A 12,947-nucleotide genomic window follows, 5' to 3' on the forward strand; every position below is an offset into this window, starting at 1 on the left:
TCACAAAAAATTTTTGTTGCAAAATTTAAATTAAATCTAGCATATTTTGCGTAAACAAAAAGCAACTTAAGTGTGGCCAATCAATGCGCTTACTTAAATTGCTTGCAATAATTAATTTGGTGCTAGTCAGAAATCTTAACAGAATCCATAATAACATCTTCATTTGGTTTGTCAGATGCATCTCTGGCAACTGAACTGATTTCTTTAACCACATCCATGCCAGTAATCACTTGACCAAACACTGTATGACGAAAATCTAACCATGGTGTTCCACCATTTTTGTACTTCTCAATGATTTCTGCTGGATAGCCAGCATCTTCCATTTGGCCGAGCATTCCGTCATCAACGTGTTCATTGGTGACAATAAAAAATTGGCTACCATTAGTATTTGGGCCAGCGTTAGCCATTGAAAGAGCACCATTAATGTTAAATGCTTCTGGTGAAAATTCATCTTCAAATGGAGCCCCAAAACTACTTTCACCACCAGCACCAGTTCCCGTTGGATCACCGCCTTGTATCATAAAATCAGGAATGACACGATGGAATGAAACCCCATCATAGTATCCTTGCTTGGCAAGCGCAACAAAATTTTCAACCGTTTTGGGTGCTTGTTCCGGAAAAAGCTGCACTTTGATTTCACCGTGATTGGTTGTAATCGTCGCTTGTGGTCCCTTAACACTGTTTAAATCTACTTGTGGTAATGTCATCTTATTTTCCTCCAAATCTAAATCTTACAAGACATAACGATACCATAATTACATTAGAAATACATAACACAACGTTTCTTAAATTTCACTTAATCTCACTTAAAAGCTTTTATTAAGCTTGAACCCTCTCACATTGTCGCTTAATTTATTCATGGTATACTTACAGGGATTAAGAGCAGGAGATTACTAGGGGGATTATCGTGAGAACAAAACGAGTTAAACAGTCGAGACATATTTGGCTATGGCTCATTCCAATTATATTAATTGTTATTTACGCTGGTGGCTCAATATATTATCAGCATCACTTCTTACCAAAAACTGAAGTATTTGGTATTAAAGTTGCTGGTAAAACGAATTCAGGTGCTACTGACGCCCTAAAACAACGTATCAAAACAACTAAGTATACGTTTAAAGACGGCAACAAGACTGTTTTGACAGCTACTGGTTCGCAACTTGGTATCAATCGGAATTTTAACCAAATCCTGACTAACATTAAAAAACAGCAAAATGCATGGAGTTGGCCGGTTCATCTTTTTGCTAAACCCACCATCAATTTGACTAAATCAACTGCCATTATTGATGACACTACTTTAAACCAGTTTAGTAGGCAAGCAACAATCACTTTAAACAAACATCGGACTGCTACTCAAAACGCTAGTTTATCATTTAAACATGGAAAGTTAATTACTGCTAAGGAAGTTGCTGGTAACCAGATTTCTAATACCAAACTAGCCGCATTAATTAAATCAGATGTGCAAGCAAACAAAAACTCAATTAATTTGAAGCATGCTTATGTAAAACCTAGCATCACTACTAACATGCAAAAGTTCCAACAATTAAAAGCTAAACTAACTAAAATTAGTAAAGTTTCGGGCATTATCCGCATTCAACAACATAAAGTTAAGATTACTAAAAACGAAGTTCAAGGATGGATTGATATTAATGGAACTTCAATGTCAATTTCCCAGGCCAAAGTTGGTAAAACACTCGATAAACTAAATGATAAGTACGCTACTTACAACAAAACTCGCCATTTCCAGTCAACTGCTAGTGGTACCGTGAGTGTTCCTGCTGGAATTTACGGTTGGTCGATCAACCAAAAAAAGCAAATACCAGTGCTTGTCGCAGCAGTTAAAGATGGTAAAACATTTGATACAAAAGTAATTACTAAAGGAAGCGGATATCATGCTGATGGTACTGACATTGGTAACACCTACATCGAAGTAGATAAACAAAATCAAATGGAATACTACTATAAAGATGGCAAGCTGGAGATGAGTTCTGCCGTTGTCACCGGTAATCCCACTAAGGGTAAAGCAACTCCATCTGGTGTCTATGACATTTGGAGTAAACAGCGCGATGCAACACTACGTGGGGAGAATTATGCTACCAAGGTTAGCTATTGGATGCCAGTCGACGACACTGGAGTAGGTCTTCACGACTCCCCTTGGCAACCAAAATATGGTGGTGACTGGTATTTGAGTCATGGTAGTCATGGCTGTGTCAATAATCCGCCAGAATTCATCGCTAAGTTATATGATGCCGTGAGTGTTGGAACACCAGTTATTATTTTTTAACCACTAACTTAATTAAAACTTTAACTACATTTATAGTGTTTTTCACACCTATGCACTAGTAATAATGTACAATGTCAGTAAAATAAATTTCATTGGAGTTGTAATAATGGAAAATAATAATGATTCCACTATGGGGCGTGAGGAATTACGCAACCGTAAGAAGAAGCAACGACAACCTGAACAAATCAACTCAGATCCAAATAACAAAACAAATAAAAAGAAAAAACGTCGACGTCACCGCAAACTTTGGTTATGGCTACTTGGAATTATTGTGATCCTATTTGCTATTTTTTATTGGATCGGTTCTCGATCTGCGCTAACTGGTTCTTGGGTGGCGATTAGCAACAGTAATGGTACAACTTATAGTTCCGTTGATGACATTGATGACTTAAGCACCCTTACCATCAAGCATGGTAAATACACGTATACACCAAACAATGATCAAAACAGCGCCTCAACTGGTACTTTTGAAGATGATAGTTCTAATAACCAGGCAACCTTTGACGCACAGTCCGTCAGTTACACATTATCAGCTGACAATGATCAGGTTACTTTTAGCTCCAGTGGTGGCTCGATTGCCGGTCTAGGTAATAACTCCACCATTACATTGGTTCGTGTTAACTCATCTGAATATGATCAAATTAAGGAAGCAATTGAGGACCAAGCTGAAAGTAGCTCAAGTAGTACAAGCTCCAGTTCAGTCGCTGATTCTAGTTCTAGTAAATTGAACAGTACTATCTCCGGTATTAAAGATAAAATCAGTGGTAATTCGTCTTCAAGCGAAAATTCCAATTCAGCTGAGAGCTCCAGCACTCCTAGTTCTACATCAGGTAGCTCAGTAGACTCTACTTCTAGTAATGATGGTATCGATGAAGCTGATATTTGGGATCGTGTTCAGAGCCAAATTCAAAGTTGGCTCAATGGATTAGGAATCCAATCCAACTAAAATAATCACAAAAAAACTAAATGATCCGAAATAAATTAATCTAGTTTATTTCGGATCATTTAGTTTTTTTGATTCTTAAATATTTAAATTAGCCCAAATAAATCAAACCTTAATTAGCCTTATTAACCCTGTCGCCCCAATGCCGCAGTAAGTAAACTAATGTTGCAACGACTAGTACTGCCGCTCCCACAATGACAGAAATCCGCGTGTCTGGATTGATAAACATAAAAACTACAATGACAATTAACATGATAAAAGCAAAGTAATTCGAATAAGGATAAAGTGGCAGTTTGAATGGATGAGAAACCATCAGGTCAGAATTATTTTGGCGGAACCGAAACTCAGCTAACAAAATGACAAACCACGGAATCATACCCGGTAACACCGAAGAACTAAACACAACAACAAACATATTTGTTGTTGACTTACTATAGATGGTAGCCAAAATATCAATAATAAACCCGATTAAAATTCCTCCAGAAATTCCCATAATCGCGGCATCTGGCACCACTCGTTTGGATAGCCGCCCGAATAACTTAGGGGCGTCCCCTTCATGTGCTAACTTAAAGAGCATTCGACTAGATGAGTAAATCCCTGAATTAGCACCAGACAATGCAGCCGTCAAAACAACAAAGTTAATCACCGAAGCCGCGGCCGTAATTCCAACTTTAGCAAAGGTTGATACAAATGGTGAACCAATTGAACTCAACTGATTCCACGGATAAATAGTTACAATTACAAAAATCGCGCCTACATAAAAAATCAAAATCCGAAATAGAACTGATTTGACCGATTTAACAATTGCTTGTTGGGGATTAGCAACTTCTCCTGCTGAAATACCCAACAATTCAATTCCTTGATAGGAACCAACAATGATTGACATGGAGAAAAAGAATCCCTTAAATCCACCAGTGAAAAAGCCACCGTGACTCCAAAGATTGCTAAAACCAAGTGGGTGTCCCCCATTACCAAAGCCAAAGAGGATCACCATAAATCCTAGAATAATCATCATAATAATTGTAATCACTTTGATCATTGCAAACCAAAATTCCAGCGAGCCATAAGCCTTGGCACTCGCTAAATTGGCAAGTACTAAAAATAAAATAATGACAATTCCAGCTATAAAGGGGCTAACATCACCCCACCAATATTTAAGATACTCTGTTGCTGCCACTACTTCTGACATACCAACGACGATGTACTCAAAAACATTAGCCCATTTTGCCAAATATCCAGCCAATGGATGTACATATTGAGTGGCGTAATCTGCAAATGATCCGGTACCAGGATTAACATAGATCATCTCACCAAGTGCGCGCATAACAACATACAAGATTAGGCCCACAAACATGTAGGCCAAGAGCACAGATGGTCCTGTCCACTTAATTGTCGATGACGATCCCATAAACAAACCGACTCCAATTGCGCCACCTAAAGAAATCATTTCCATTTGTCCAGCTGTCATTGAGCGTCGTAATTCAGGCGCTACGTTCAATTTTCGTTTCACTTATTTTTCCTCCAAAAAAATTGGCAAGTTATTTTATCATTAACTTGCCAACTACTGCTATTTTCATATAATCTTTCACTTTAGTAAGGAAAAACTCCGTAAAATAACTACAAAAGTTATTATATCAAAATACTTTATACTAAATCTTTTACTAATTATAAGAAACCGTACTGAAAAGTTCAACTACTGATTAGCGAAATAACATAGTACTAAATACACTAAACTTTTGTATAATTTCAACGCAAATAAAAATCTGTAAAAGTTTCGCTCAGGCTTACAATGACTTTAACAAAAAAGTTGCTTATTTATTACCTTTATCGTTATTCATCAACTGCAATAATTATTTTCCCATGGGCGTGCCCTGTTTCGGAATATTCTAATGCTGCCTGTGCGTCTGTAAGTGAAAATGTTCGATCAATGATCGGTATTAATTTTTCCTGTTCAATCAATTTGGTCAATTGCTCAAGTTCTTTTCCATTAGGTTGCATGAACAAAAAATGATACGAAACATCATACTTGCGCTCTAACCGTGATAGTTTAAGCGTTGCTAGGCCAAATAACCATGTCTTTAGCCACCCTAATTTTCGTGCACGCCCAAATTTAGCATCAGGTAAGCCAGATACTGAGACAATCTTGCCACCCGGTTTTAAGATCTTAAATGATTTATCGAGTTGACTGCCGCCCAATGTATCAAAGACCATATCATAGTCATGCAAAACATCTTCAAACTGCGCAGTGTGATAATCAATTACTTGATCTGCACCCAAATCTCTAACTTGTTGTTCATTTTTAGCACTTGCAGTAGTTGCTACATATGCTCCTAAGTTCTTTGCTAGTTGAATTGCAATTGAACCTACGCCACCAGCGCCCGCTTGAATAAAGACTTTTTGACCGGGTTTCACATTTGCGATATCAACTAAGGCTTGATAACCGGTCAACCCAACTAAAGGAATCGCAGTTGCTTGCTCAAATGATAAATTGACCGGTTTAAGTGCAATATCAGCTTCATCAACCGCCAAATAATCTGCAAAAGTGCCAATTCTTGCATCGCGGGGCCGACCATAGACTTCATCGCCCACTTTAAATTTTGCTACCTGTGCACCAACTTTTACAATTACACCAGCAAAATCCTGACCTAAAGTAAGTGGCATGGTGTGCTTCACCAGTAACTTAACTTCTCCGTCGCGAGTCTTAGAATCAATTGGATTCACACTTGCAGTTTTGATTGCTACAAGTACATCATTGGCACCAATTTCTGGCATTGGTACTTGTTTTAAAACAAGTTTAGTGTGACCATATTTTTCAATTTGCATTGCTCTCATTGTTGTATTCATTTACTCTCATTCTCCTCCGCTAGTCGTTCAATAATTGCTGCAGTTTGTTGCATAATCGCAAAATTTTTACTTGGCCGAACTGCATAGTAATGTTTAGTTCCATCCTTTCGAATCGAAACTAGCTGTGCCTCTTTTAAAATTTTTAAATGATGTGACACTGCCGGTCGTGATAAGTGTGTTTGCTCAGTCAGTTGGCCAACTCGTAAACCATCACAACCAGCCTTCAATAGCGAAACGATAATTGACTGCCGATTTTCGTCCCCTAATGCAACCAAAATCGCTTGGGTTTGTACAAACCCGCGTTCAATCATTTGAAAGTCTTCCATTTTCGTCATCTTAACGTTCCTCCGTTGAAACATTTAAACCTTTTCGATCATTTTACCGTGTTACTTTCAAAATAGCTACATTGATAAGCAAATCGAGACAGAGTAATTTTTTTGATAATTAAACCTTTATAGTAAAAAAATGTACTAGCTAAAATTTGCCAGTACATTTTTTATTGTTTTGAGTTTACTATTTAACGCCAAAGACTATTCAACAACGGCTGTAATTGCATCATTGACAGCTTGTTTTTCACTTTCAATCAGATCAACTCGACTCTCAATTACTTTAATGTCCATTGTAATTTCGCGAGTTAATCCCGGCGTATTTACCTTAGGCTCAAAGAAAGCTTTAAACTCTGCTAAACGTGTTGGTGTGCGGAAAATACCCGCAATTACTGTAATATAAGTGGTAAATTCCATGTCACCACCGACAGTATTTTCGAGCCATTGCCAATCATTACGGATCCAATCCCAGGCGGCCTGTTGACCATCATTGTTAGCCAAGACCCCACGGAACCAAGCTCGCAAATCTTGTGGCTTAATAGTATCCGCGTCTTCAAACTTTTCAATTAATTGTACAATCAACGCATGATCGCTGGTACTAGTTAATGCAGTGGCAATGTCAGCTTTAAAACTGGCATCCGATGATTGGCGGTGTGCCGTCAACAATTGATCAAATAATTCAGCACTACCAAAATTTTTAACTTCATTAGTCAAAATAAAGACCCGAATATCGGCAGGTAAAGCAGCTAGATGATCACTGTTAGTGGTAAATAAATCATGGGCGGCTTTAATCGCTTTAGCATTTTTAGCATACAGAGCAGCATTTAAAACATATGGACGCGTCAATTGATCATCATTTGATTCACCATTTCGTGGCATCCAGCCTAACCGTTCAACTTGCGGAGCACTTAATTGGTCAAAGAATGCTCGCAATTGTTTTTCTTCAACAGAATTCGGTTCGACAAACTTTCTCAAATTTAATGCAACCTGATATAACGCCGCATTAACAATATTTGAGTGACTATTAGCGAAACGTGGTAATAATGGAACAACTGCTGCATACGATATTTGCCGTCCCTCAGCTAATAATCGCAAATCTTGTAGCATTTGTAACTGCGCAATTGCATCTAACGAATCAATATTAGCTAAAATATCATCAAGTAATGTTTGATCGTATTTGACGATAAAGTGGGAATCATTACCTACATTTAGCCGAAATGGTTTGTCAGCATCTTTTCGCAACCATTCATAGTTACCTAAGGTTACATTTTGGTCACTAAAGATTGCTGGTGCCTGTTCATAATTACTATTCAGCGGAATCTGCCACTGCCGCCCAACTTCCTTTCCTGCACCAATAAAGAACTGTTGTTGCGACAATGTTAATTGGCCATCAATAACTGATGCAGTCACTACTGGATACCCAGGTTGTTCGAGCCATGAATTCATAATAGCACCTACATCAAGATTAGATGCAGCCCCTAAAGCCGCCCATAAATCAGTCCCAGTAGCATTACCATATTGATGAATGGAAAAGTAATTCTTCAGTCCGGTCCGTAAAGCATCATCCCCGATTAAGGCTCGCACCATTACTAGCATTCGAGCACCCTTAGCATACACAATTGCACCGTCAAACAGTGCATCGATTTCTGCTGGATTTTCCACCTGAACATGAACTGACTGAACTCCATCAGTTGCATCGCGTTGCAATGCCATCGAGGCTTCAGACGTCTGGAACATTTCCCAGATATGCCAATCAGGTTCAATGGCGTCAATGGCCACGTATTCCATCATATTAGCAAAACTTTCATTCAACCATAAGTCATCCCACCACTTCATTGTAACTAGATCGCCAAACCATTGGTGCGCTAATTCGTGGGCAATCACAGTGGCAACTAACTGTTTCGTTTCAAGTGCTGTATTATCAGGATCCAATAACAAGTATGCTTCACGATAAGTTACTAAACCCCAGTTTTCCATTGCGCCGGCTGAAAAGTCAGGCAATGCCAATTGCCAAGAGTGTGGTAATGGGTATGGTGTTTGGTAGAAATCCTCGTAAAACTCAATCGAACGCTTAGCAATATCCAATGCAAAATCAAGCTCATTTGCTTTATGTGCTTTAGTACCGAAGACACCAACTTTAACACCACTTTTAGTCGTGGTCTGCTTACTTTGCAAATCGCCAAAAGCAAAGGCAATTAAGTATGTTGACATCCGAACAGTTGTATCAAAATAGTGCACACCGTCTTCGGTCCGAACTTCAGGCATATTGCTGATAATCGTCTCACCTGGCTGCTCATCAAACTTAATTGCCAAATCAAATGTAGCCTTGGCCTCTGGTTCATCCACAGATGGAAATGCCTGGCGTGCTGCAGTCGTTTCAAACTGCGTCCCGATAATCTGCTTTTTAACGCCATTTTCTTCATAATATGACGGATAGATTCCCATCATCGTATCGGTTAATGGGGCGGTATATTTAATAGTAACGTTTATATCTTCAGCTTTATCAAGCTCAATTCGAATTGCCTCAGTAGCAGAATCAGTTGTAAAGGGAACATCAGCACCATCTGTTTGAACGGATTTGATGTTTAAATCTTTTTGATGGATCAAAATCTGATTAGTCTTAGCCTGACCAGTAATAGTTGTGGTACCACTAATTTGCTTAGTTGCGCGGTTAATATCTAAGAAAATATCATAGTGATTTGGTTGGAAAGTATCATAAAAATGCGTTGATTCAGTCATGAGCTGCCCCTTTCGTTTTCTAACATAAATACATTATACGACTTTGTATCAAAAAAGCAGCTTATTAACAACCATACAATCTGCTCGCTTTTATTTTAGCAGGGATCAACCCAAAACTGAATTTTTATATGCTATCATATTCTATGTAAGCTTTTCATAACAACATTAAGGCGATGATTCTAATGTTACTAGGTAGTATTGAAGCTGGCGGAACAAAGTTCGTTTGTGCCGTTGGTAATGATAGTTATCAAATAATTGATAAAATTCAATTCAAAACAACGACTCCAACAGAAACATTACAAAAGGCAGTTGACTATTTCAAAAAATTTGCTGATTTAAAGGCAATTTCAATTGCTTCATTTGGACCAATTGAAATCAGAAAGCATGCCCCAAAATATGGCTACATTACAGATACACCTAAGAAAAAGTGGCAAAACATTGATTTTTTAGGCACCTTAAAACAAAATTTTAATTTACCCATTTATTGGACAACAGATGTTAACGGTTCAGCCTATGGTGAGTACACAATGGCAGTCTTGTTCAATAAACAAATCAATTCTCTCACCTATTACACAATTGGAACCGGTGTAGGAGCAGGTACAGTTATTAATGGTCAATTTTTAGGTGATACCGGTCATCCCGAAGTTGGTCACATTCGTTTAAAACGCCATCCGGACGACCTCGACTTTCCAGGAATTTGTCCTTATCACGGCGATTGTCTTGAAGGACTCGTTTGTGGACCAACTTTTGAAGCCCGCACTGGGCACAAAGGACAAGACGTTCCACTACAAAATCACACTTGGGATATTATGGCCTATTACGTTGCACAAGCAGCATTGCAAACGACATTAGGAATTCGTCCAGCTAAAATTATATTCGGTGGTGGGGTTGTATCTGAAGCGTTTTTAGATAAAGTTAGATCACAATTTGACAAATTAATGAACGGTTACATCGACGTTGGTAATTTAAATGACTACATCACAATGCCCAGTGTTAAAGAAAATGGTTCTGCGACAGTAGGTAATTTTGCTTTGGCACTACGTGAATTAAATAAATAATTTGCGCTAACTTTTATGCAGGGTTAGTGATTAACAAAAAACATATAGATATAATTTAAGTTCAAGTTCTTTTAATAGGAGCATCACATGAAAAAACGTACTAAAATATTACTGACGACATTTGCAACATTGCTCGCAGTCTTATTTGTTGGCTGGATATATTTGCGTACCCAAATCTACCAGCCATCGCAGGAGGCAGAAAAGATTGCCAAACAAGCAAAAGACACACGCACTGGTTTGTATTTCAAGAGTGATTCGGCAAAAAAATCAACCATCATCTTTTATCCGGGGGCATTAGTTGAACCTGCTAGCTATAGTATTTGGGCAAAAAAATTAGCCAATGCCGGCTATCCCGTTTACATTATCAAGTTTCCCATGGATTTAGCTGTCTTATCACCAAACAAAGCTAATCAAATTGTAAATAAATCAAATCGTAAATATATTATTGGTGGTCATTCACTTGGCGGTGTGATGGCAAGCCGCTATGCTAAGCAGCATCCCCAAAAAATTACAGGAATCTTCTTTTTAGCTAGCTATCCGGATAAGAAAGGTAGTTTGAAGTCAATATCTATGCCAGCTTTATCCATTACTGCTAGTCGCGATGGTGTTTTGAATCAATCCGCTTATCAAAAAGCAAAGAACCTGTTACCACGAACAACTAAATATGCGCAAATTGCTGGTGGCAACCATGCTGGCTTTGGAAGTTATGGTACCCAAAAAGGAGACCGCAGCGCTACCATCAGTAACCAAAAACAACAAAATGAAGTAGCTAAGCAGTTAATTAGCTGGTTAAATAAACTAAATTAGTATGCTTAGTATTTACCGCTTCTGCTAATACAGATAAACAGTAGGATTAATTGTTAGACAACAATAAAAGCATGACTACAACTATTAACCATAATAATTGTAATCATGCTTTTTATATTACTTGCAACAAATTATTTAACTTCGCCGTTTCTAAATGCTGCAATCATGCTCCAAGTTAAGCTCAGCGTGGTATCGTCGGCTGGAATTTCTTGGCGGTCAAACCACTTTGCTAACGCAAGCTCTGCCTCATCAGAATGATATTCTTCAGTTGTATAAGTATTTTCACCCGTCACATCAGCAAAAAAGCCCATCAAAACAGATTGGGAGAATGCCCACGGCTGGCTCTTATAATACCGAATATTTTTAACTTCTAGCCCCGTCTCTTCATAGACTTCTCTTCTGACTGCATCTTCGAGTGTTTCACCAATCTCAACAAATCCTGCAATTAAGGCAAATCGATCATATCCTTGTGCGTACTTTGTCAGTAAGAGCCGATCATCGTTTCTCACCCCAACAATAATGACTGGTGAAATTTTGGGAAAAACTTCCATCCCACAATTCGGACACACTAGTTTGCGTTCATCCGTTGCCTTTACCAACTGATGTGCACAGTGACCACAGAAACGATTTTGTAAATACCAGTTGGCCAAATGGGTGGCAGTTGCCATCGCAAACGCAATCCATTTTGGTTCGAGTGTTCGCAAAACATTTAAATCCTCAAACGTAAACTGATCCTTTTCGACCAATTCAACATCAAAGGCAAAAAAGTTATTATTTTCGATTGATAATAAGTAATTTGCTTGATCAATAGCAATGTCATAATGTTGACGCATTACTGTGATTGTAGGAACTTTGACTTCATTTTTATCATGCAGCATCAAAATTTGCCCATTTTTAATAATTACGGCAAAGTCTGAACCTTGGACCGCTTTAACGCTGTACTGAATATTTAATACATGTGGTGAAATATCTTGAAACATTGCCTCGACCTCTTTTCACTTAATAAGATACCGCACAATTCGTACTTAAGACAATTTATTCAAAAAAATCCTCAATCATGTTAAATTAAATTGTAATATTGTAATCCTCGAATAATGCCATGGTCAATGTTACGAGAAGTAATATATTCTGCATACTGTTTAACCTCATCTGATCCATTTTCCATTACCACAGGATGATCAACATATTTCAACATTGAAATATCATTAGGTCCATCACCAAATGCATATGTTGGCAACTTAGTTAGCTGAGCTTGATGCAATATTTTAGCTATTCCGTCACGCTTTGAATTCTCCCTACCGATTACATCAAAACTATACGGTGTGTTGTGATAAAACGAAAGTGTCTCAGAAAATTTACCATAACGAGCGTCTGCTGATGTATTATATACGATCATCATTTGAACATCTCGATTTTCGATAAACTCTCTGACTCCTACTTTGGGTAATGCTTCATTAATATATTTATAATTTTTAACAGCTAGATCGGTTACACGATTAATTCTATAATCTTGATAATTTAATACCGCCACGGCATCCCCAACTTCTTCAGCAGTTTCAACTAGTTGTGTACACAAAGTTCGTTCCAAATTATGAACATATATTGGTGAACCATCTAAAACAACATATGAGCCATTCGCTGAAACAATTGTGTTAATTTTAGTTTTATTCAGCACCTCTGGAATTTCATACAAACTCCGCCCGGTTGCAATCACTGGCAACACGTCGTTTTGTCTCAACTTTTCAATTGCCGCCACCACTTCGTCATCTACTTTAGTTTCATCATTTAGCAACGTATGATCCAAGTCAAAAAATACTGCCGCTTTGTATTTCATTTATTTTCTCCCCATCTTGTTGCAACCACAATTAAAGCAATTAGAAATTGTGATAATTACTTACCTAATTATCAATATAGTACCAAAAAAAATGAATCACAACATTGAATTT

11 protein-coding genes are annotated in these 12,947 nt (G+C 37.9%); 4 read left to right on the forward strand and 7 right to left on the reverse strand.

What is annotated here, in order from left to right; all coding sequences use genetic code 11:
- Positions 1-122: 122 nt before the first annotated feature.
- Positions 123-707: a peptidylprolyl isomerase gene (locus FFM51_RS01975; RefSeq protein WP_137596991.1), complete on the reverse strand. Its 585-nt coding sequence runs from the start codon at positions 705-707 to the stop codon at positions 123-125.
- Between the two features lie 200 nt (positions 708-907).
- Between FFM51_RS01975 and FFM51_RS01980 the strand changes: the two genes are divergently transcribed.
- Both FFM51_RS01980 and FFM51_RS01985 read left to right on the forward strand, forming a co-directional pair.
- Complete coding sequence (locus tag FFM51_RS01980; protein WP_137596992.1) at positions 908-2,284, forward strand: L,D-transpeptidase family protein; 1,377 nt, start codon at positions 908-910, stop codon at positions 2,282-2,284.
- Between the two features lie 106 nt (positions 2,285-2,390).
- The gene (locus FFM51_RS01985; RefSeq protein WP_137596993.1) at positions 2,391-3,230 is read left to right on the forward strand and encodes a hypothetical protein; all 840 of its coding nucleotides are present in this window, start codon (positions 2,391-2,393) and stop codon (positions 3,228-3,230) included.
- Positions 3,231-3,339: 109 nt separating this feature from the next.
- On the opposite strand, the gene FFM51_RS01990 is transcribed toward FFM51_RS01985, so the two are convergent.
- From FFM51_RS01990 to FFM51_RS02005, 4 genes are all read right to left on the reverse strand, one after another.
- Positions 3,340-4,695: an amino acid permease gene (locus tag FFM51_RS01990; RefSeq protein WP_170999546.1), complete on the reverse strand. Its 1,356-nt coding sequence runs from the start codon at positions 4,693-4,695 to the stop codon at positions 3,340-3,342.
- A 362-nt stretch (positions 4,696-5,057) separates the two neighbouring features.
- Positions 5,058-6,071 (reverse strand): NADP-dependent oxidoreductase, encoded by a 1,014-nt coding sequence (locus FFM51_RS01995; RefSeq protein ID WP_137596995.1) that lies wholly within the window; start codon positions 6,069-6,071, stop codon positions 5,058-5,060.
- Positions 6,068-6,406 carry an ArsR/SmtB family transcription factor gene (locus FFM51_RS02000; protein WP_137596996.1) on the reverse strand — a complete coding sequence of 113 codons (339 nt, stop codon included), beginning with the start codon at positions 6,404-6,406 and terminating at the stop codon, positions 6,068-6,070. Before FFM51_RS02000 ends, FFM51_RS01995 begins: the two co-directional genes overlap by 4 nt.
- A 195-nt stretch (positions 6,407-6,601) precedes the next feature.
- Positions 6,602-9,136, reverse strand: coding sequence for a M1 family metallopeptidase (locus FFM51_RS02005; protein ID WP_137596997.1), 2,535 nt, complete (start codon positions 9,134-9,136; stop codon positions 6,602-6,604).
- Between the two features lie 182 nt (positions 9,137-9,318).
- Between FFM51_RS02005 and scrK the strand changes: the two genes are divergently transcribed.
- Entirely contained in the window at positions 9,319-10,194 is an 876-nt protein-coding gene (gene scrK / locus FFM51_RS02010) for a fructokinase ScrK (protein ID WP_137596998.1), read from the forward strand.
- Positions 10,195-10,281: 87 nt separating this feature from the next.
- Positions 10,282-11,001, forward strand: a complete 720-nt coding sequence (locus FFM51_RS02015) for an alpha/beta fold hydrolase (protein ID WP_137596999.1) — start codon at positions 10,282-10,284, stop codon at positions 10,999-11,001.
- 131 nt (positions 11,002-11,132) lie between these two features.
- Here the strand turns inward: FFM51_RS02015 and nudC are convergent, their stop codons facing one another.
- Together nudC and FFM51_RS02025 are read right to left on the reverse strand one after the other, a co-directional pair.
- Positions 11,133-11,981 carry an NAD(+) diphosphatase gene (gene nudC / locus FFM51_RS02020; RefSeq protein WP_137597000.1) on the reverse strand — a complete coding sequence of 283 codons (849 nt, stop codon included), beginning with the start codon at positions 11,979-11,981 and terminating at the stop codon, positions 11,133-11,135.
- A gap of 80 nt (positions 11,982-12,061) precedes the next feature.
- On the reverse strand, positions 12,062-12,835 hold the full coding sequence (locus tag FFM51_RS02025) for a Cof-type HAD-IIB family hydrolase (protein ID WP_137597001.1): 774 nt from the start codon (positions 12,833-12,835) through the stop codon (positions 12,062-12,064).
- Positions 12,836-12,947 lie beyond the last annotated feature (112 nt).

The sequence above is a fragment of the Paucilactobacillus kaifaensis genome (assembly GCF_005405145.1).
Lineage (GTDB): Bacteria > Bacillota > Bacilli > Lactobacillales > Lactobacillaceae > Paucilactobacillus > Paucilactobacillus kaifaensis.